The organism is Nitrosomonas sp. (assembly GCF_021731985.1).
GTDB lineage: Bacteria > Pseudomonadota > Gammaproteobacteria > Burkholderiales > Nitrosomonadaceae > Nitrosomonas.
In genome coordinates, this window is record NZ_JAKFWH010000088.1 from 1 (window position 1) to 20885 (window position 20885).

The window sequence follows — 20885 nt, forward strand, 5'->3', positions numbered from 1 at the left end:
TATACCCGACAGCATCAATTACTGTAGACCATACTTTTCCGGAAAAAGGTAAATTTGTAGGATTGGTGACAGTAACAGGCGGTGCACAGGATTATGTGTCACGCTTTCCGTTCTCAGTAGGAGAAGGCCGGCCAACACCGAAATCGGCAATAATTGCACCTATTGTGCTGGTGCTTGCAATTGGTGCTTTCTTCTATATGCGAAGCAAACGCAAATCAGATAACCAAGCTGCGGCTTAACATGTGGTAAATCTGTAATTTAAATAAAGAGTGATCAAGTTATTCTTCTTACCTATAAAAGAATCAAAAAATGCAGGATATAAAAGTTGAAGAGTTATGGGAGAAACTGGTGCAGGATAAGCGATCGTAGAGTTTGGAGTGGAAAGGTGGCCGCTTCTGTTATATTGCTAGTAGTCAGTCACGTTGAAAAACGAGGATACAAACGTGCCAATTTGCGGCGAGCATCCTGAGAGGTGGAGCGCCAATTGACGGGAGACTTTGGCATTGCGGGCATTGATATTTGCCTCTACTTTACTGCGCAGATGATCTTTGTCTGGAATGCGCTGTGTCAGGCACATGTTGGACAACACAGCCAACTCGATTTCAGCAATGTTCAACCACAACTACCGTGCTTTGGGGTGTAATGGAATTCCAGTACCGTGCGCTATCTGGAAAATACTTTCCGCGAGGTTTTTAAACTGAAGGGAACGCCGTTACGCCTTGATTTTAAAGTCGGATACAATCCCTATACCGACAAAAACCTGCACCGCTTACTGAAGCTGAGGCCCGGCGCGAGCATGGCAGGCACCGGCGTAACCGCAAGAAATATGGGTAAACTGACAGCCTTAATGAGCAGCTTATCAAAACAAAGGTGATATTGAATGCTGCTTTGATTGTGGCGATTTAGAATATCCCCATCCCCAATTCCGATAATACCTCGATCACTTGCGAAAATTTTTGTTTTTTTGACTCCTCCCGTTAACAAGCAATCGAGTCTGACCCCATTGGTTTTCGAGAGCAAGCATCCGAAAATTGCGATCGTCGGCCGTCCCAACGTCGGGAAATCAACGCTCATCAACACGTTACTGGGCGAAGAACGGGTGATCGCATTTGATCAACCCGGAACGACACGCGACAGTATCTACATCGATTTTGCGCATAAAGACAAGCACTATACATTGATCGACACAGCAGGCTTGCGGCGCCGTGGTCATGTGTTTGAAACCATAGAAAAATTCTCTGTCATCAAAACCTTGCAAGCCATCGAAGATGCCAATGTTGCGGTACTAATATTGGATGCAAAAAATGAGATTTCCGATCGGGACGCGCATATTGCCGGATTTATACTGGAAACAGGGCGCGCGCTGGTCATCGCGGTTAACAAGTGGGATGGCCTGGATGAATACCAGCGCGACACGATTAAACGCGAATTGGCGCGAAAATTGGCTTTTCTGAGTTTTGCGCAATTGCACTATATTTCCGCACTGCACGGCAGCGGCATGAAAAATCTGCTGCCTTCGATTGACCAAGCCTATGCGGCAGCCATGGCCGATTTATCAACTCCTAAATTGACACGTGCATTGATTGCGGCGATCGAGAAACACCCACCGCCGCGCGGCGGCATGTCGCGCCCAAAAATGCGCTATGCCCATCAGGGCGGCTCCAACCCGCCGTTAATCATCGTGCATGGCACCATGCTCAATCATGTGCCGGAAACCTACCGGCGCTATCTGGAAAATACTTTCCGCGAAGTTTTCAAACTGAAGGGCACGCCGTTGCGCGTTGATTTTAAAGTCGGACACAACCCCTACGCCGGTAAGAAACCTGCACCGCTCACTGAAGCTGAGGCTCGGCAGGCGCATGGCCGGCGCCGGCGTAATCGGAAGAAATATGGGTAAACTGACAATCTGAATCGAGTAGATTTTAAAACAAGGGCGATATCGAACGCTGCATTGACTGTGGTGCGATTAAACTAAAAACCTCAGTTGCCTAAATTAAGCTGGAGCTTTATGTGACAATACTTTTAGTCAATTTTAGCTAATTTAAATTTGATCCGATTGGTGATGTATGAATCTTTCAAAAAGCCTATTTCTGAGCGACTTAAGTGACTTCAACTGAGGATTTAGGATTAACGATAGCATGACCATTCTTCATTATAGACACCTTTTTGCGTGGGCACAAAAAAGCATGTACCCATCCTGACTAACTTATATAGTCATCTATATTTCGCTCAGCATCAGAATCATAATCCTCAGCCAATTCTCTTAAAGTAGTGGCGAGCCGCTGATAACCACTATTTTCAACTTCATCAGCCTGTTTTCTGTATTTTTTAGCAAGCTGTCGTTGTTCTTCTCCAGTAGTGTCAACAAAACGCGTTCCTCCTGGATAAAAAATGGCATTGCTAAAAGCATCTCTCATTTTTTTTGCATCTCTTGCATTAAGCGCATCAGCAGCAGCTTGATCTATCCATAATCCTTGCGGGTCAGGCGGACAGTAAAAAAGAACTTTCCCTATGTAATTAAGAGCTACCTCAAGATGACCAGATTCGATACACACTTGCTTAGTTTGCTTAAGCCAATGGGTAAATTGTTCTCCCGAAAACGAGCTGTCAAGTCGTGTACCTGGCGGTGTTCGCCATTTTTTTAAAAGCCTGTATACGTTCGTTGCTACATTCTTATCTTGTTCACTAGGTTCTTTCTGCGCCTCATCTGCGTTAGTTGATCGATAAACTAGTCGTATTAATTCACAGAAAAATTCTGGCTCAGTAGCAAGGCGATTTTCTAACAATTTTGGCGAAGCGCCGTAATAATCGTCCAATAACGGTAGATATGCCCACTCAATACGAAAAAGTTCTTCAGGGGCTATATCTGCGTCGTCTTGCAGGATTTTTATAATTTCACAAATGCGATAATCATCCATTGTATATGCTGGTTCTTCTGAAGATAGTGCTGCAAGAAGGGCCTTTATGCTTCGAGGTTTATCTAGTGTACGTTGGTCGTAAAGCATGTTTTGTAAACAATCGATAGCGGCATGTGGCCTGCCGTATTCAATCAGCTTATCGATGGCTATCCCCATATCGCAGTCTGCTTGATACTGATTCACGTTAGCTTTGCTCCAATACCCCCTTTCTGATTCTCCAAGTAACGTTGCCGAACGGTTCCAAGTTTCCTCTGTAAAGGGCAGATAGTTTAAGAACTGAGCAATTTGTGCAACTGTCCAATCTGATTTATCCAAGCCATCTACCCATTCCCAGCCATATTTATATTGCTTGCTCGAAACATAGCCGCCTGCAAATTGAGTAAGTTTATTGTTTTCTGTTTCCAAAAATGCGGGAAGCATAGCTTTATCAATTTCCACATCGGCAACTACACCCAGTGAGCATCCAATATGTAACGGCGACTCAATCGATTCAGCAAAACTGATTACTGCATCAATGCCAGTATTTGTCAATATATCTTTTATCGCCTGTTCCCGACGCTCTCCAAGTTTTTGCCGCTGTTCAGCATAGTTGCCATTTTCTTCATAAAGGTCGTAATCACGGTTACTAAATAATCTGCGGTAAAGATTTAATGGTTTCTTTGGAGCAATTTTCGTAGCAGCAAGCTCAATTTTTGATAACAAGTCGGGAGCTAATGCCCATTCGGTATTAGAAAATCGTCGATGACGTGCAACAAATCCAGTAAGTTTGTCCCAAAGCACTAAACGTTCATCTTCCGGTTTGCTACAAATAGCTGCTGACGATAAATGCGTCAAAATTTTCTCGAAAGCTGGAGCGGGGAGTTTATCAATATGAGTGGCTAATTCTGTGAGTTTTTCAATGTCATTGCTTGCCATTGCAACTGCAAGATCAGCGCAACTGGAAACCAACTTCCAAGAGTTTTGCGGAGAAACGCCTTTTTCCCAATCATCGGGAATGGTATTACGCCATGTGGGCTTATGAGTACCCATTGAAATTTGCTGTTGATTGGGTAGCAAACTTAACAAAAGTTTCCATGTTACTGCTGGAAATTCCTTTTGCAGTGTTTTTAATACCACTATCCGTTTTTCAACTGATGCAGTAGTTTGGGGGAGCCACGAAAGCAAAATAGTTGTCAGGGAATTTGCAGGACGGTTAGTCCATCTTCCACCAGGGTCATGCGTAGCAAGTTCAGCAAAAATCACACAGGCCCGAACTAAATAAGTTTCGTCCCAAGCAAGAGATTCTAATGCCCACAACAAGCCAGTTAGGTAATTTCTGCCAGCAAAACCGTCACCTTCCTGTAAAAAAAGCTCCTCGAATGGACAAGGCGATTGCACTAATGCATCTTCAACGGCATTCAAAAACTCGTTAGGAGCCGCTTCGGCTAATATCGGAAGCAGGTTATTCAGACTACCCCATAGCCACCAGTCGACTGTTGCAAATAGGTCGCGAATTACTAAAACAGCAATAGATTCCCGCTTATTCCGTGAACAGTGAGTTAAAACACCTGATTCATTGCCAAGAAGTGCCAAGCTTTCAGCGATACCTTGTCTAAGTTTAGGTGAATGCGACAACACTTTCTTATAAATGACAGCGACATAGCGTTCATTAACCGGCAAATCAAATTGAGGATCGCGCTCTGTTAGAACTGAGATGGCACATTGCTTAAAACGATCAAGATCAACATCAGAAAGCTTATAGCCTAATGCTTTCCATAATACTTTACGATCAGTTACTTGCCATAGTCCGTTTACCAGGGAAATAGGGCAATTAGGATAATGTAGAACCTCTCTTATTTTTACAATCCAATCGTCGTAATCTTCTTTAAGCACAGAACGAAGAATTTTAATATCCGCTGCATTGTTTTCATCCCAAGCACCAAATAAATTGGCGCAAACTAAAACATTGCCTTCAATATAATTAGCCGTAGTAATTTGTCTTGCAACTTGTTGTGTTTCACCACTGCCTGTTGAATTAGGCAAAGATGTCAGTCTCAGCAACGAGGCATGTTGCAAGGCATAAAGTACAAAGGCGGCTGCATTTTCAGCGGCCTGCTGCTGCCGCTGTTTTTTATCATGGTCTTTGTTACCATCAGCCCAATCGCATATCGCCTTGACTAATATCCAATCGACTTTCGCATCGTGACAAGACGCATAAAGTCCCGCTCCTTCCATATCGCCACCGATAGCCTCGGATTCCAGCTTTTTTAGCGACTCGCGGTAATCCAAATCATCAACTAATTTCTCGCCCGTTAGCACTAGCCCAAACCGTACCTCAGCACCGTCCCAGTCCAAATGCGCATTGTATAAGTAGTTGATTAAACGTGAAGCGCTATGCGGTCTGTCACCACGAGGCACAATTTCACCGGTCCCCACTCGTTGGACTTCATAAAGCATTAATTGCTTGGATACCAGAATGTCGCCGATAGCTTGCTTTTGCTCATCAACACCAAAAGCAATACCTACCATGATGACTGCGTGGGGTTACAAAGCGGAAATTCCTTTTTGCACTGTTTGTAGCGCCGCACCTAAGCCTACAGCCCCCATTTCTGACAATGCCATAAACACTTTTGCGCCATTAACTGTACCTAAATCACGGTAAACACGATCACCAATGGCAATGGACTGCGCTTTATTGCCAGTGAATTGTTGGAAGGCTTGTAGTACTGCCCGGCTTTCTACTGGTGTAACGGTCACAATCAAAACATCAGCGGTGATGGTTTCTAAATCTGACATTTTAAATTCCCTTAAAGTATTATCTTAGGTAAGAGGCAAACATTGCGTACTTGGTGTAAATCCTTCCGTAAGCACTAGTAGTCTGTCATTTTGAAACGTAAGGATAATGTCGAGTTATTTTTATCCTATCCGATTGGTTATATTGTTCTTATGAATGCTCTATTACTGCGTTACAGAATGACCAAAAAGGTGTCAGGTTTATAATAAAGAATTTTTACTTGTGAAGCATAACTCCAATCGTCATTTTCCTTACCAATTACACTTATTTTCTCTTAATCACGACCTAATCCCTTTTTTGCGTAAAAAGAAGCGCTCAATCGGATAATCATCCTGCCGGAATTCCCCCGTCTGATACATCAGACTCTCGCTGAAAATCGCATTGATAGGTCCGTAGGATGTGCTGAGCAAAGTGAAGCGCATCATTCTCGACAAATGCGCCTCCTTACGCCGACACATCCTACATACTTTCTTGGTATTGCTCTGGAAAGAGCAGGGTGAGCAGTATCATTAATTAAGCCCGTGCCAATAAATGTACCTCGTTCAGCAGATCGCCAAGGCTAGCCTCGGCAATTTTTAAATCATAAGCGGTTTGCAGATTGAGCCAATATTGCGGCGATTGATCTAAAGCGCGTCCGATCAGTAAAGCCAGTTCTGCTGTGACCGGACGTGTGCCTTTGATGATATGCGAGATGCGCATCGAGGAAACGCCGATAGCGCGGGCGAAATCGGCTTGTGAAATATTCAATTCCGTTAGGGTTTCGCTCAGATATTCGCCTGGATGAATTGCGGGTAGTCCTTGTTTGATCATAATAGCGTTCCTCAATGATAGTCTACGATTTCGACGTCAAATGCATCGCCATTTTCAAAGCGGAAACACACGCGCCACTGGTCGTTGATACGAATACTCCATTGCCCGGTACGATCATGTGTTAATGTTTCCAGCTTATTTGACGGCGGCAAACGTAAGTCTTCGATTCGTGTGGCTGCGTTTAGTTGTATCAAACGCATTGCTGCGCGCTTAAAAATATCCGGCGGAAGCCGACGCGATTTGCCAGTGGAATAAAATTGCTCTGTTTCTGAGGTGGCAAAACTTCGAATCATTCACAGACTATAAACAAATAGTTTACGATCGTCAAGAACATCAAGGCCTATCATAAAGTATCCCTTTAGCGAAGAATAACTCCAATCGTCGTTTTCCAGTCTTTTTCTGCTTTGGTATATTTCAGTCGTCATTTTTCTTTGATAGTGATCTGATCCGTTCAGTACAGAAAATTAGATCTAATCAAATTGAAATGTATAAAACAGATCAATCGCACTGTCTTCGCCCGCTTGCGTGACAACGGTTAACTTGGGAGTCAGATTGTAAGTCAGTTTCGTGATTCCCATTGTGGTTGTCGCCAGGCTGCGCTCATAGCTCAAATAAACACGGGATGAAATACGTTTTCCGACCACACCGATCTGCCCGCTTAGAGAACTGCCGATTCCTGCTTGTTTGAATGAAATTTCATCGACACCCAGTGCCTTAGTAATTTTTTCGGTAATTCCGGCTCCGGATTGTCCGCCCAATATCGAACCCGCCGCTGCCAGCAATACCGAAGTATCTAATCCGCCGGGATCGGGTTTTCTTCCTAAAACTATCCAGGAAAGTTTTTCGGTGTCGGGAACATTCGGAGTCGATACCAATGTCACTCTCGGGTGACGCACCGAACCCATGATTTCAACGCCGGCTTCAACCGCTAAACCTTCCCGCACGGCCAGAATATTTAACCCGGGATCATCCAGCGGACCTTGGAAGCTGACAATGCCGCGCTGAACCGTAAGGTTCTGGCCATATGCTTTAAAAGTGGTATCTTTTGCCGCAATGGCGCCATTGACCTTGAGCGTATTATTTTTATCATTCTGAACTTGTAATTGACCCGCTAAGCGTCCCTCCAATCCGGCTGCACGGAGATAGAATTTTTCTCCTAAATTGAGAGCTATATCCAACAGCAGCGACAGATTTTTCGGGGCAGTATTGGGAGTGTTCACAAACACAATGTCATCCGATAATTCCGGGCGATCTTGCGGCGGTTGCAACAATAAGCCGGCATCTGCCGCTAGGCTGCCTGTCACGCTTAAACTATTTTTATGGAACCTAGCCTGACCGGAACCGGATGCGACGATCCAATAATCTGTTTTATGCGTGAAAGGGAGTTGATTTATTTTGAAATCCAACTGGCTTTCATTGCCAACAAGTCCGATGTCTCCGGTAACTGTTAAAGAACCCGATGCGCTATCCAGCTTGACATCTTTTAACAACCGGTCATCGGGTGGCGCTTCGTGCGGCGTGATAAAGTGCAGTCGATCTATTTTTAAGTTCGATCGGCGGAAATTGGCATCCAAATTACCTTGCTGCAAATTTATGCCATGCTCCAGCAGCACCACACTCAATTGCGTACCGGAGACACGGCCATTAAAATCCGGTTGCTTGAGCGTTCCTTGAATAGTTGCCTGAACCTGAAGCTGTCCATTGGTACTTACACTGTCACCTAAAAGGGAATCAATCCATTTTAGATCCTTGATGCGGGCAATGACTTCACCGTTCAGCGGTGCTTCATCGGGAATAGTCCAGCGGTTGTTCGATTGCTTTGTTGGTATGGTCAAATGCGCTTTGGCAGTGCCAATAGATTGGCTGGCTAATTCAAACTGGCCGGTTATTTTGCCATTTTGTGCGACGACTTTGAGCTGGGCTACCTCCAAGCCCAAAGGCTGTGATATTTCGTTGGGTAAATACCAATCCCCTTTTTCGCGTTGCATGTGCAGATTGCCGGTTAATTGCGAATTGGAAACAAAATCCCAATGACCACCTAACTGTAACGACGATTGTTTTGAGTTTTGGTATTCGCCCGGCAGTAAGGCGATGCCTGAAAAATGGCCTTGAGTTTTCCATTCCCCGGGTGTCCAGTGCAATTGATCGATGTTTAAGAATCCATCGGAAACGGATAATTTTGTTTGGCCGAGTGATACGAATTCCGAATTGATTGCCAAAGTTGTTGGCGCTGTTAAGCGAACGGGTATTTTTGCAGTGGAGGTGAATTCTACTAATTGCCCGTTCCAGCGTAGGGATTGAGTGGGTGATTTTTTGTCTAGGCTTCCTACGGCTTTTAGTTGGATTTTGGAAATATCATTTATCTGTGCTTTAGCCAGTAGCGTGTGATCAGAAATTTTTCCGCTGGCGTTTATTTCCACGTGCTGCAGGGCGGCTTTATCCCTGGCAGCATAGTTTCCAATGGCCGCCTTGAGTGAAATGGTTTCATTGTGCAAACTTCCATCGGCAACTAGTCCTGAGAAGTGGTGATTTCCCGGTAAGTGGAGATGCCGGCTTTTTATCTTGAGATCAAGATCGGGGAACTTAAGGTTTCCGTTCCACCGAATGTGCGTCTGTAAATCGCCTGCCAAACCAAAGCCGATGTGTTCTAAAGCAGGCGCATTCACAGCGAATTGATAGGTTTCACCGGATTCACCGGTGCCGCCTTGCGCCAGGAAATGATTGGAGCCGATATTTAATTCTGCTTTACCCTTAAACTGGTCGAATCCGTTGAATGCAATCTGACCGGCTCCTGTTACCGGGAACTTCACCAAGCGGCTTTTTTGAATTGTGTATTTCAATAATCCGGAGATTTTCGGAGACAATTGACCGGATAGCTGGATCGCTGCATTCAGATTGGAATCCGGTGCCTGGATAAAATCAGAAATATTAAAATTTTCCAGATTCCCTGACAGTTCAAATGATTGTTCCTCGCCGAGATTGAGTTTTCCTTGCCCGGTTAATTGTGATTTGCTGCGCTGCAGTTGAAATTGTTCGAGCGTAACACGCTCGTCATTTCGTGTGATTGCTGCATTTAAACTGATTGAACTATCCTTAAGATTGACGCGCGCCGATTGTTTCTGCGCATTACCTTCCAAGCTAATTTTCCCAGAAACTTGGGCTGCGCGGATGCGGCTATCAATATGCTGCGGATTTAATTTTCTGACAAGCAGATTGGCTGATCCGGATGCTTCTTCTAAATGCCAGATAAGATCCCCGCTTACAATTTCGCCGGGCGTAATTTGCGCATGGATATCCTGTAACTGCAGAGCTTCTGCAGTGATACGTGCCTGCGCGCTGATTGCGGAAAAGGGTAGGCCGCCGTCATTCAATGTGGCCGCAGCATGATTCTCAAGCAGAATCTTGCCTTCCAGTTGCCCGGATTCATTCCGGGTCAAATTTGCAACGACGGAAAGGCTGGCATGGGGTGCATCAGAAACAAAACTAGCCGGATTAAGCTTTTCTAGAACCGCATGAAGCTGCGTTATTGGATTGGCTGAAAATGGTTGTAGTTGTAGAGTCAACTCTCTTTTTGTAAGCGATTGCTTGGCATGAATCTGAATATTCATTTGCTCCAGATTCCCGGCGATGACAGCTTGCGCATCGCCCCATTGATGAGCATCAGACAGATCGATTTGCGCAGATAAATCAAACGGTGAGTTTCCGTTGAGTTCTGCCAGAGCGCTAAACACACCCCAGGGTGTGCGAAAATCCAGATTATTGAGCCGATGGTAATGACCATTACTGTCCAGCGATAGCGTAAGATCAGAAATAATCAAATCAGAATTTTCATGGGTTGTTGAGATTAAATGTATTGAATCTACTTTAATCTGATGAATTGACAGAGCGAATGGTAGAGATAAGTTTTCGGGTAAAGTAGGTTGTGGCTCTGCAGTGGGTGAAGGGTGTATACGGATATCCATCATTCCAACAGATAACAGATCGATTTTTATCTGCTTCTGAAGCAAATCATCGGGACTCCAGGTCACACGGGTATTGTGCAGTGTTAACTGAAATTCCTCATTGGCAAAATGAATGCTATTAATTTGAATGTTTCGCAGTGTTCCCTGAATTCCTTCAAATTGAATTGCCCCGGAACTCAATCGATTGATTGTCGAGAGAGTGCCTTGCAACCCGGATTGGCTGTTCAATAACCAATACCCGGCAATCAAGACGGATACCAGCAATACAACGAGCAAACCGATCAGCCGTGTAGAGCGCTGATTGATCCGCTTGGGATTCTGATTGCTATCGGTTTGATTGGTCATCGTGATCAGAGTTTAGAATGCAACCGCCATGGAAAAATGGAAGCGTAACGTACCGGTTTCATGCGCCCGGGCCAAATCGAGCGCGATAGGTCCTGCAGGACTGCGCCAGCGGATACCCCCACCATAGCCTATAAACGGATGCATTTTTTGCCAGCTGTCTGCAGCGCTACCGATGTCCGCAAAAGCAGCGGCCCCCCATTGGTGAGTTATCCAACGCGTGTATTCGATGGTGCCCGTAGCCATGGTGCGGCCGCCAACAATTGCATTGCCTTCCTGCACCCCGATGCTTTTAAAGTCATAGCCGCGAACCGATTGAATACCACCCGCACGGAACAGATATTCCTGAGGAATTCCAAAACGTGATGAAGCCAGCGTGTAACCAATTTCTGCTCGCAGAAAAATGACATCCTGAGAGCCAACCGGCCACCAGATTTGATGGCGCGCATAGGTGCGAACAAAATCCTGAGTTGATAGGAGTTGCTGACTGCCTCCTCCGATACGAACCTCGGTCACATTACCACGCCGGATATTAAGAGGATCATCGACAACCTGACGCCGCCAGCGCCAATCCAGCGTTAATGCTTCATTGATTTGGTTGATTGCGCCTGCAGGCTGTTTATTTTCTCGTTGCCAATTCAATCCAAACTGCATTTGAATTTCAGGCGTCTGATAATTGCGCGTCATACCAATTTTTTGTTCATTCGTCTTCAAATTCTGAATATCAGTCATCTGCAAACTGGTGATCAGTGAATAATTGATATTATTCTGATCCGGAAGTGTATCAATGCCAGCAAAAAAGGTTTGGCGTTTTTGCTCCAGACGTAGCATGCTCGTCAAATTCCAGGCGCGATTCAGGAAATTATGATTACGATAATTGATCTCACCCCGTGCCCCGTTGTTCGAGCTGTAACCGCCACCGAATGCAAAACGCTGCGATTGTGCTTCCGTCAAAACGACTTGAACAGGAATGGATTTGTGTTGGGACGTGTCGGGAGAAATATTGACGGAGACCGTGTTAAACTGCGGTGCCTTCTGGAGCGCAATCTGAAAAAGATGTAGTAAATCGCGTCGATAAGGGTCGCCGGTTTTAAATGGCGCGAGATTCGTGATCAAAGTCTGGTCATAACGTTCTAATCCGGTTATTTGTATCGCACCCAAATAAAAAACGGGTCCGGAATCAATGATTATGGAAAGATCAGCGCGTGCATGTTCAGGATCAATCGTTGCCTGGCTGGTAACAATATTTGCTGCCGCAAAATCTTCTTGTGTGATGTCCGATAATAAAGTCGCTTTTGCTTGTTCCCACTCGGAAGAACGGAAGGGTGAGTCTGTTTTCAAAGGCCATGTGGCACGAAGTTGTTCAATGCGCTTCTGGTATTTGGCGTCTTCTTGTATGATTTCACCGCGAAACACGATGGAAACTTCACCAATGCGCGTTAATACGCCGGGATCTACCCGGATTTCGGGTTTTGTAACTTCCCCTTGAGTCTGGTGCGACAATGAAATTACGGGTGAGAAATAACCTTCTGTTGCCAGTAAGCTGCGAATTTCTTTTTGCGCGCGATACAGGAAAGTTTTTTCAGCAGTACTGTCAGCAAATGGCTCTGCTGGGAGTTTAAAATACTTTACAAGAAATTCTTTAATAGTGTCCGGTGCCGACAATATCACGGTTGTTGAGTTTCTTGTGACATTGAATGATTCTTGCGCCGGAGTTATACCGGGTATGATTGCGATGAGCAGCAGGATTGTTGACCAGAGTCGAATATAACAATAATCAATTTTTGATGGAGTGCTTGACATAGTGACTCGATCTAAAACCGGCTGCGGCTTCAGTCTAAATAGCATCCTTTTATACTTTTATAGTTAATCAGTGTACCTTTATCAAAAGAAGTTTAACAAAAACTCCCTGTTGGACTGTTTGAACCTTGCAATATCACCAATTACTTTGATTCTCACTCATGACGAACGATTCTTTAACACAGCACTGCAGTACTTTGGATTTTTTTGATTGTACGCAATGCACACGCTTATCGGATTTCTTGCAATCTGTAAAAACCAAGCACCCGGATTATCATGCACGACCCGTTAGTGCTTTTGGGGATAGGTATCCGAAACTGTTGATCATTGGTCTGGCGCCCGGCATGCACGGCGCCAACCGGACAGGACGGCCGTTTACCGGTGATTTCGCGGGAATTCTACTGTACCAGACATTGCATAAATTTGGTTTTGCCACTCGGCCCGAATCCGTTTCTGCGGATGACGGGCTGCAACTGCTTGGATGCCGCATCACCAATGCGGTTAAGTGTCTGCCGCCGGAAAATAAGCCTGTTCCTCAGGAAATTAAGCAATGTAACCAATATCTGACAGCAGAAATCAACGAATTTGTTCAAAAAGACGGCATGGCATTACTTGCACTCGGGACAGTCGCGCATCAAGCGGCATTAATGAGCGCGCGGCTTAAATTAAAAGATTATCCATTCGGTCATGGCGCCGTCCATCATTTGCCGCTTGTGAATGGCGTGAAACTCTATGACAGTTATCATTGCAGCCGCTACAATACACAAACCAAACGTCTCACAGCGGCAATGTTTGAACAAGTATTTGAAAAAATTGTTACTGACATGAATCGCTAAGAATATCACTAATAACCAAAGGAGAAGTTTTATATGCCGTATGTCAATATCCGCGTTGCCGGAACATTAACACGTGAACAGAAAAAGCAAATTGCTGCAGAGCTGACCGATACATTGGAACGCATCGCCAAGAAACCGAAATCCTATACGTATATCAGTTTTGATGAAATTCCTGATGAGAATTGGGCAATTGCAGGAAAACTACTCGGTAGTCAGGACTAAACAGTTTGTCGAACACCGATTTTGATGCAAAGGATTTCTGTGTAAATTTACCGCTTCAGCCCGGCGTTTATCGCATGATAAATGCCAAAGGCGAAGTGATTTATGTCGGAAAGGCGATTAGTCTTAAGAAACGCGTTTCTTCTTACTTCCAAAAGACTAATCTGGGGCCCAGAACCCAGCTCATGGTTTCGCAAGTGGCCGGTATTGAAACAACGGTCACTCGCTCCGAGGCCGAAGCGCTGTTACTTGAAAATAACTTAATCAAGAGCCTGAAGCCGCGCTATAACATCATATTCCGGGATGATAAATCCTATCCTTATGTAATTTTGAGCGGTCACAATTTTCCCCGGTTAGGGTTTTATCGCGGCGCGCTGGACAAAACGCATCAATATTTTGGACCCTATCCGAATGCCGGCATAGTCCGGGAAAGCATACAGTTATTACAAAAAATATTCCGCTTGCGCACCTGCGAGGACAGCGTTTTCAGTAACCGGACAAGACCATGCTTGCTGTTTCAGATCAAGCGATGCAGCGGCCCGTGTATCGGCCAGATTTCTCAGCTGGCGTATCAAAATGACGTTAAAAATGCCGAGTTGTTTTTACAAGGCAAGCAAACTGAAGTAATGGAAGTCATTTCAGCCAAGATGCAGCTGGCTGCAGACCGCATGGAGTATGAGCAGGCAGCTGCATTGCGAGATCAGATTCAAGCTTTACGCAAAATCCGGGAAAAACAGTTTGTCGACAGCGGGAAAGCGCTCGATGCCGATGTCGTTGCTTGTGTACTGATGAACGATGGCTCAGGAAAAGTATGCGTCAACTTGGCGATGATCAGGGGAGGGCGGCACCTGGGGGACAAGAGTTTTTTTCCGCAAAATGCGGATGATTGCACGCCAGCCGCTGTTGTTGAAGCATTCCTGGCGCAGCATTATTTGAACAGAAGCGCACCACCTCTGATTATTCTGAGCGAAAAAATTGAGCGCGAAGCAATACAGGATTTATTAACTGAGCAATGCGGGCATAAAATTACGATTAACTTGAATCCGACCGGGGAAAAACGCGTATGGCTCGATATGGCGACCGAGAATGCGCATCTGGCGCTGAAACAAATGATGAGTCGGCACGCCAGCCAGGAGAAGCGTTTATTGGCACTACAGCAGGAATTGCAAATGCCCGGCTTGAACCGGATTGAATGTTTCGATATCAGTCATACCCTGGGCGAAGCTACCGTTGCATCTTGTGTTGTGTATGATAATTTTTCTATGCGCAATAATGAATATCGCCGTTATAACATCGATGGGATTACTCCCGGTGATGATTATGCAGCCATGCGCGAGGCGCTTTCCCGGCGCTATCAGAAGGTTGTTAGCGGAGAGGAGCAGTTGCCTGATCTGATTCTGATCGATGGTGGAAAAGGGCAAGTCACGGCAGCGCAAGAAGCCTTGCAAGAACTCGGTATTTCTGGCGCCAATCTATTAGGCGTGGCCAAAGGGGAAGAACGTAAACCCGGTTTAGAGCAATTGATTTCTCCCGCACTGGAAAAGCCGTTACAATTACCCAGTGAGCATGCGGCGTTACATCTGATTCAGCAGATTCGTGATGAAGCCCATCGATTTGCGATCCAGGGCCATCGTGGCAGACGCGGAAAAGCCAGAACCAGTTCCAGCCTGGAGAATATCAGCGGTGTTGGCGCTAAACGCAGGCAACGCTTGTTAGGCCGGTTTGGCGGGTTGAAAGGAGTTTTAACCGCGAGTATTGAAGAATTACAACAAACAGAGGGAATTAGCCGGACGCTGGCAGAAAAAATATATAAAGAAATACATTAATTCTTAATCCCTGCTACCAGTCCAGATTGCTATCCATTTAATCAAACAGTTTCAGCTAACGAACATGCCTTACAATTTACCTAATCTGCTCACATGGCTACGGATACTCGCTATCCCATTATTTGTCGGTATTTTTTATTTGCCGCATTCCTGGTTATCGCCAGACAATCAGAATCTGGTGGCTGCTCTGATTTTTGCCGGTGCAGCCATCACGGACTGGCTTGACGGTTATTTGGCGCGTGTTTTAAATCAAGCCTCTGAGTTTGGGGCTTTTCTTGATCCGGTAGCTGACAAACTGATGGTTTCGGCCGCATTGATTGTATTGGTTTATCTTGGGCGGCTGGATGCACCGATTGCCTTAATTATCATCGGGCGCGAGATTACCGTTTCGGCGTTACGCGAGTGGATGGCACAAATCGGTCAATCCAGAAGCGTTGCAGTATCTTTCCTCGGTAAAATCAAGACGACTTCACAAATGGCCGCGATCCCTTTGCTACTTTATCATGAGCGCATCGGTGAGAACTTTGATTCGCAAGAAATAGGCACATGGCTTATTTATATTGCCGCCGTTTTAACCCTGTGGTCTATGTTCTATTACTTAAAGGCCGCTATGCCACAGGTGCTCAAGGATGACAGCAAGATTCTTTAATTACCACCCATTTATCCCAAACGATAAACGATGAAAATTTTGATTGATGCGGATGCTTGTCCCGGCGTAATCAAAGAAATCCTGTTTAGGGTTGCCGAGAGAACCAAACGGCATCTGGTATTGGTCGCGAATCATCCGGTATATATCCCGCCATCACAATTTATTCGAATGCATCAGGTGGAATCCGGACTTGATGTGGCGGATAACGAAATTGTAAAAAGGCTGGTAAAAGGCGATCTGGTGATTACCAGTGATATTCAGCTGGCAGCCGAAGTCATCAAAAAAAAGGTTTTGTGCTGAGTCCTTGTGGTGAGCTTTATACCCAGGAAAATATAGGGGCACGATTAAGCATGCGGGATTTTATGGAAGCCTTACGTTCCAGCGGCGTTGATACCGGCGGTTTGTCTGCTTTAAATCAAAATGATCGCAAATCATTTGCCAATCAATTGGATAAGTTATTAGCACAATAAGCTGTGAAGATCATTTGCTAGTAATTATCAAAATCCCCGCTGTTGATAGCAGGGAGGTGATATTGTCACACATTACTATGTATTGGTGATTATTCCATAAAGCTTATCTTTTAATAATAGGCGTTTCTTTTTCAGTTCTTCCAGATATTCATCCGTTGTATTTTCGACGCCTTCTTCAATTCTGAGAATTTCTCGATTGATGACATGATATTCCTCAAATAGGTGTGCGAAATGACTGTTATTGATCTTTAATTCATGGATGCGGTCATAATATTCTGGAAATTCATGATGTAAATCATGTTTCTCGATCATTGGCTGGCTCCTTATTGTAGTTCTCGTCTAAATGATCATATTGAGCTGATTACGAAGAGCAAATACTGATCTAAATCAAAATTCAAGTGGATCTATATCCAGTATCCAGCGCACTTTATGAGCGGGCAATGTATTAATTCGCGTATACCATTCGGCCATAAACGCTTGTAATTGCCTGCGTGAGGATGATTGTATCAGTAAGTGCGCGCGTTCCAAACCTTTTAAACGCAGCATTTGCGCGGGTACCGGATCAAATAGTTCAACGGAACGGGGCGGATTGGCAAGATTGGCAGCTTGCTTAAGGAAATCCAGCACGATCGCAATGTTATGGGCTTCAGCGCGCAATAAGGCTTGATAGACAAAAGGTGGGAATCCGGCTGTTTTTCTTTCCGCCAGCAGGGTTTTTGCCAGTGCATCATAATCGTGTTTCTGCAAGGCATGGTACAGGGGATGATCAGGAAATTCGGTCTGAATGAGTACGTGACCGGCGACATTCGCACGTCCTGCACGGCCGGCGACTTGCATCAGTTGTGCAAACAAGCGCTCACTGGCACGAAAGTCGGTACTGTACAGCGAAGTATCGGCGTTCAGGATACCGACCAGTGACAGGTTCGGGAAATCATGCCCTTTGGCGAGTAGTTGTGTGCCGACCAGAATATCCACTTCTTGCGAATGGATCGCATGCAGAATGTCTTGCCAGGCATTTTTACGGCGTATGCTGTCCCGGTCGATGCGTAAAATCCGTGCGGTTGGGAAATGCGCTGTCAAAGTTTCTTCTACGCGCTGCGTGCCTTGGCCAAAAGGCGCAATATCCTGATTGCCACAGTGCGGACAAGCGCGTGGAAAATTTTCCTGGTGACCGCAATGGTGACAGCATAGTTTTTTATCGCGTAAGTGAACAACCAGACGGCTGGAACAACGTTGGCAAATGGCCGTCCAGGCACAGGCTTTACACAGAAGTACCGGTGCATAGCCGCGCCGGTTGATAAAAACGAGACTCTGATGCTTTTCTGCCAGACACTTGTCCAACGCTTTGATGAGCGGATCGGATAAGCCCTCCTGAATCTTGTTGGTGCGCGTGTCAATGCATTGAATCAGGGGAAGTGCAGCGTTTTTGATGGCGCGGGATAGCAGGCGAACGCTGCGATAGCGGCCATTGAGTGCATTGTAATAACTTTCCAATGAAGGGGTGGCTGACCCCAATACCACCGGAATATTATTTTCTCTGGCACGAAAAATTGCCAAATCACGTGCGGAATAACGCAATCCATCTTGTTGCTTGAAAGAACTGTCTTGCTCTTCATCGACGATGACCAATCCCAAATCGGGTAATGGGGTGAAAACAGCCAGGCGCGTGCCCAGTATAATTTTAGCTTCACCGCGTTGCGCCTGTAACCAACCGGTTAGCCGTTCCGTATCGTTGAGTCCGCTGTGCAAACTGACCAAATGGATAGCGGGGAAACGTGCGCGAAAGACGGCTTCCAGTTGTGGCGTTAAGCTGATTTCGGGAATGAGTATCAGCGCCTGCTTACCGTGAGCAAGCACGTGTGCAATGACTCTGAGATAAACCTCGGTCTTGCCGCTGCCGGTAACGCCGTGCAGCAACCAGGTATTGAATTGCTGGATGTCGGTTGTAATGGCGTTAACAGCAATTTCCTGCTCGGCGGTCAACAGTGGGATTGCTGCAGCCTTTTTCACCGCAAGTGTAGGAATGGGTATTGCCGACACCCATTTCAGTGGTATCCATTCCTGTAACAACTTGCTGGCGCGTGGCGAGATTTGTTTTGCTTGGTGACTGGTTAGCGTTGTCGTGTGATGGAATTCGGTAAGTAAGCGGCGGGCTATGCGCTGACGTGCTGGGATACTGGATAAATCAATTTGTTTTCCAGCTTCGGTAAGGCTGAATTGAAGATTGTTCGAAGATTCTTTCAGTTTTACCGGTTTGTTGCTACGTAGCTTGACGGGCAAGCCGTTCATGACAACCATGCCAAGCGGGTGATGATAATAGTGGCTGCAAAAATTAAATAAATCTAGCAATGCAGCCGGTAAGGGTTTGACCTCCCTGAAAATACAATGCGCTGATTTAAGTCTATCAGCCGGTATCTGCGTTTCAGAACCGACTGCGATGATGACACCGGTTATCCGTTTTTTTCCGAAAGGTACGCAGGCACGCAAGCCGATATCGTGTTGGGTTGCGTCATTTGATTGATAATCAAACAATGTGTCGACTGGAACGTTAAGTGCGACACGAATGATAGGCATAAGCGATGTTAAGGCAGGTTGATCCGGAGCGATTAAAGCTTTTTGCTACCTTAAAAACAATTCACTCACCGGCAATCCGTGCAATTCCGGTGAGTTTTTCAACGGTCTGTTAGTAACCGTGTTAGCGGGAAACCCGATAAACCGTTACCGATTCTTCACCTGGCTTATCGAGTTTGGCGGTATTTCCATCGGAATTGATCGAAAGACCGATTGCTGTATTGTTGTCCAGATCAGAAAAACCGGCACACCCATTGGTGTTATACGTGAAACTGGATAAGTTTAGCTTGCTGGCGCCTTTGTTATACGCGTAGGAAGCAAACTCGATACCGGGTTTCCCGCATTTTGCTTGTTCTGCCCGCTGCGTAGCGCCGGTCGGGTCAATCATCAGGAATTTGCCGTTTGGAAAGAAAACTAAAGTTTGTGTTTCGATGGCATGAGCATCATAGGCCCAAGCGCCGATGATACCGGACGCGTCATTATCAATTTTTGCGTAGCGTGTTTCTTTGACTTCTTTTTCTACCACTTCATTTTCATCGCTTATCTGAATCGGTTTGGCGATATGGAACAGTTCGCCAAATACACTGCTTTCTGCGCGTGCTCTTTGCACAATGACGATGTCGGAATTGATCAACTCAAAGCCATCGGTGCGAACCCGACGGGTTGGACCAGGATTGGAAAATCCAGCCTTCAGATTGGTGTCAACGGATGGTTTTCCAGTCAGTTTGAATCCTCGGGTATCAAATTCTTCTGCAACAGCAACGCCATATTCGACACCGGATTGGAAAATGGTACGGCCGCCACAAACACGGTTTTCATCACAGGAATCATCCGGTCTGGCATCACCCTGTAGATATTCTCCGCTGCTGTCGGCAGCGATACGCAGAACACTGGCCGTTGTATTGTCATAGCTAACCCAGATCTGGGCGCTGAGAAGAGCAGTGCCTTGTGAGAGGAAATGCGTGCGGGCTTCTTCGGCTGTTCTGACATTACCTTCAATGCCGCTGGCTTCCATAATGCTCTTTAAATTGGCCGAATCGGCAAATGTTTCCGGATCGCTTTCCAGGTTGATCGATGACTTGATAGCAGCGGCTGCTTCGCTCGAAATGGCGATGCCGTTTGAAAGATCGCTATCGGAATCGAGAGATTGCAACAGAACCAGCAGATTCTGTAACTTATTATCACTGCCGTTGGCCAATTCGATCGGCGTCACTATTTGTGAACCCGGAATATTACCCAATGTCAAACCACCCAGTTTAAATTCGATTTTGTCACCGTGATTAAAATTAAAAATGCCTTTATCATTGGTTAAGCCCGATTTTCCGGAAGATGCGGCATAGGATACGCCGGAAACAGGGGAGTCAACCAAAATACCGGTTGCTGGGCCGGTAGGCATGGTTCTATTAGCCGTCGTCGCTGATGATGAAGATGACGACGCGGCTGATTTTTCATCGCCGCTGCCACAGGCTGTTAGACCAACAATAAATAGGGTGGATAATACGGGTATCCAGGAATTCTTTCTTAACGGGTGTGTGAATTTCATTAAAGAGGCTCTCTTTTTGATTAATTAAATAATTCAATCTTGTACAATTCGCAATTTTGTACGCATAACGTGCAAATGGATACTAATATTTTACTACCAAAAGATTGCTATTATAGCGAAGCATTCAATTTTCTTTCCTGACTTGCTTAAATAGGTTTTAAATTTT

The 20885-nt window shown here is 45.6% G+C and carries 16 protein-coding genes and 3 pseudogenes; 8 read left to right on the plus strand and 11 right to left on the minus strand.

All coding sequences use genetic code 11. The features are described 5' to 3' along the window. Window positions 1-239, plus strand: a pseudogene (locus QZ942_RS13100) (hypothetical protein); the annotation flags it as partial. A gap of 167 nt (window positions 240-406) precedes the next feature. On the opposite strand, the gene QZ942_RS13105 reads toward QZ942_RS13100, so the two are convergent. Beyond that, on the minus strand, window positions 407-622 hold the full coding sequence (locus QZ942_RS13105; RefSeq protein WP_292996332.1) for a hypothetical protein: 216 nt from the start codon (window positions 620-622) through the stop codon (window positions 407-409). Between the two features lie 36 nt (window positions 623-658). Here QZ942_RS13105 and QZ942_RS13110 point away from each other — a divergent pair, with 36 nt between their 5' ends. Together QZ942_RS13110 and der are read left to right on the plus strand one after the other, a co-directional pair. Beyond that, complete coding sequence (locus QZ942_RS13110; protein WP_292996334.1) at window positions 659-874, plus strand: hypothetical protein; 216 nt, start codon at window positions 659-661, stop codon at window positions 872-874. A 144-nt stretch (window positions 875-1018) separates the two neighbouring features. Then, window positions 1019-1897, plus strand: a pseudogene (gene der / locus QZ942_RS13115) (ribosome biogenesis GTPase Der); the annotation flags it as partial. Window positions 1898-2201: 304 nt separating this feature from the next. On the opposite strand, the gene QZ942_RS13120 reads toward der, so the two are convergent. The 7 genes from QZ942_RS13120 to QZ942_RS13150 form a co-directional block, all read right to left on the minus strand. Continuing rightward, the gene (locus tag QZ942_RS13120) at window positions 2202-5429 is read right to left on the minus strand and encodes a hypothetical protein (protein ID WP_366836534.1); all 3228 of its coding nucleotides are present in this window, start codon (window positions 5427-5429) and stop codon (window positions 2202-2204) included. A 12-nt stretch (window positions 5430-5441) separates the two neighbouring features. Beyond that, entirely contained in the window at window positions 5442-5693 is a 252-nt protein-coding gene (locus QZ942_RS13125; RefSeq protein WP_292996339.1) for a hypothetical protein, read from the minus strand. Between the two features lie 276 nt (window positions 5694-5969). After that, window positions 5970-6149, minus strand: a complete 180-nt coding sequence (locus QZ942_RS13130) for a hypothetical protein (RefSeq protein ID WP_292996342.1) — start codon at window positions 6147-6149, stop codon at window positions 5970-5972. Window positions 6150-6204: 55 nt separating this feature from the next. Further along, on the minus strand, window positions 6205-6501 hold the full coding sequence (locus QZ942_RS13135; RefSeq protein ID WP_292996344.1) for a HigA family addiction module antitoxin: 297 nt from the start codon (window positions 6499-6501) through the stop codon (window positions 6205-6207). An 11-nt stretch (window positions 6502-6512) separates the two neighbouring features. Further along, window positions 6513-6794, minus strand: coding sequence for a type II toxin-antitoxin system RelE/ParE family toxin (locus QZ942_RS13140; RefSeq protein WP_292996347.1), 282 nt, complete (start codon window positions 6792-6794; stop codon window positions 6513-6515). 177 nt (window positions 6795-6971) lie between these two features. Next, window positions 6972-10808: a translocation/assembly module TamB domain-containing protein gene (locus QZ942_RS13145; protein WP_292996349.1), complete on the minus strand. Its 3837-nt coding sequence runs from the start codon at window positions 10806-10808 to the stop codon at window positions 6972-6974. 12 nt (window positions 10809-10820) lie between these two features. Then, window positions 10821-12608, minus strand: a complete 1788-nt coding sequence (locus tag QZ942_RS13150; RefSeq protein WP_292996352.1) for an autotransporter assembly complex family protein — start codon at window positions 12606-12608, stop codon at window positions 10821-10823. 158 nt (window positions 12609-12766) lie between these two features. On the opposite strand from QZ942_RS13150, the gene QZ942_RS13155 reads away from it, so the two are divergent. The 5 genes and pseudogenes from QZ942_RS13155 to QZ942_RS13175 all read left to right on the plus strand — a co-directional run bounded on the left by QZ942_RS13155 (window position 12767) and on the right by QZ942_RS13175 (window position 16605). Next, window positions 12767-13441, plus strand: coding sequence for a uracil-DNA glycosylase (locus QZ942_RS13155; RefSeq protein ID WP_292996355.1), 675 nt, complete (start codon window positions 12767-12769; stop codon window positions 13439-13441). 33 nt (window positions 13442-13474) lie between these two features. Next, window positions 13475-13663, plus strand: a complete 189-nt coding sequence (locus QZ942_RS13160) for a 4-oxalocrotonate tautomerase family protein (RefSeq protein ID WP_013966196.1) — start codon at window positions 13475-13477, stop codon at window positions 13661-13663. A 5-nt stretch (window positions 13664-13668) separates the two neighbouring features. Further along, entirely contained in the window at window positions 13669-15486 is a 1818-nt protein-coding gene (uvrC, locus tag QZ942_RS13165) for an excinuclease ABC subunit UvrC (protein WP_292996358.1), read from the plus strand. Between the two features lie 64 nt (window positions 15487-15550). Beyond that, window positions 15551-16135 (plus strand): CDP-diacylglycerol--glycerol-3-phosphate 3-phosphatidyltransferase, encoded by a 585-nt coding sequence (gene pgsA / locus QZ942_RS13170; protein WP_292996361.1) that lies wholly within the window; start codon window positions 15551-15553, stop codon window positions 16133-16135. 30 nt (window positions 16136-16165) lie between these two features. Beyond that, a pseudogene (locus QZ942_RS13175) lies at window positions 16166-16605 on the plus strand (YaiI/YqxD family protein). A gap of 75 nt (window positions 16606-16680) precedes the next feature. On the opposite strand, the gene QZ942_RS13180 reads toward QZ942_RS13175, so the two are convergent. The 3 genes from QZ942_RS13180 to QZ942_RS13190 form a co-directional block, all read right to left on the minus strand. Continuing rightward, a complete protein-coding gene (locus QZ942_RS13180; RefSeq protein WP_292996363.1) occupies window positions 16681-16917 on the minus strand; it encodes a DUF465 domain-containing protein in 237 nt (78 codons plus the stop codon). Window positions 16918-16992: 75 nt separating this feature from the next. Then, entirely contained in the window at window positions 16993-19179 is a 2187-nt protein-coding gene (locus tag QZ942_RS13185; protein WP_292996366.1) for a primosomal protein N', read from the minus strand. A gap of 121 nt (window positions 19180-19300) precedes the next feature. After that, window positions 19301-20719, minus strand: a complete 1419-nt coding sequence (locus QZ942_RS13190) for an adhesin (RefSeq protein ID WP_292996369.1) — start codon at window positions 20717-20719, stop codon at window positions 19301-19303. Window positions 20720-20885 lie beyond the last annotated feature (166 nt).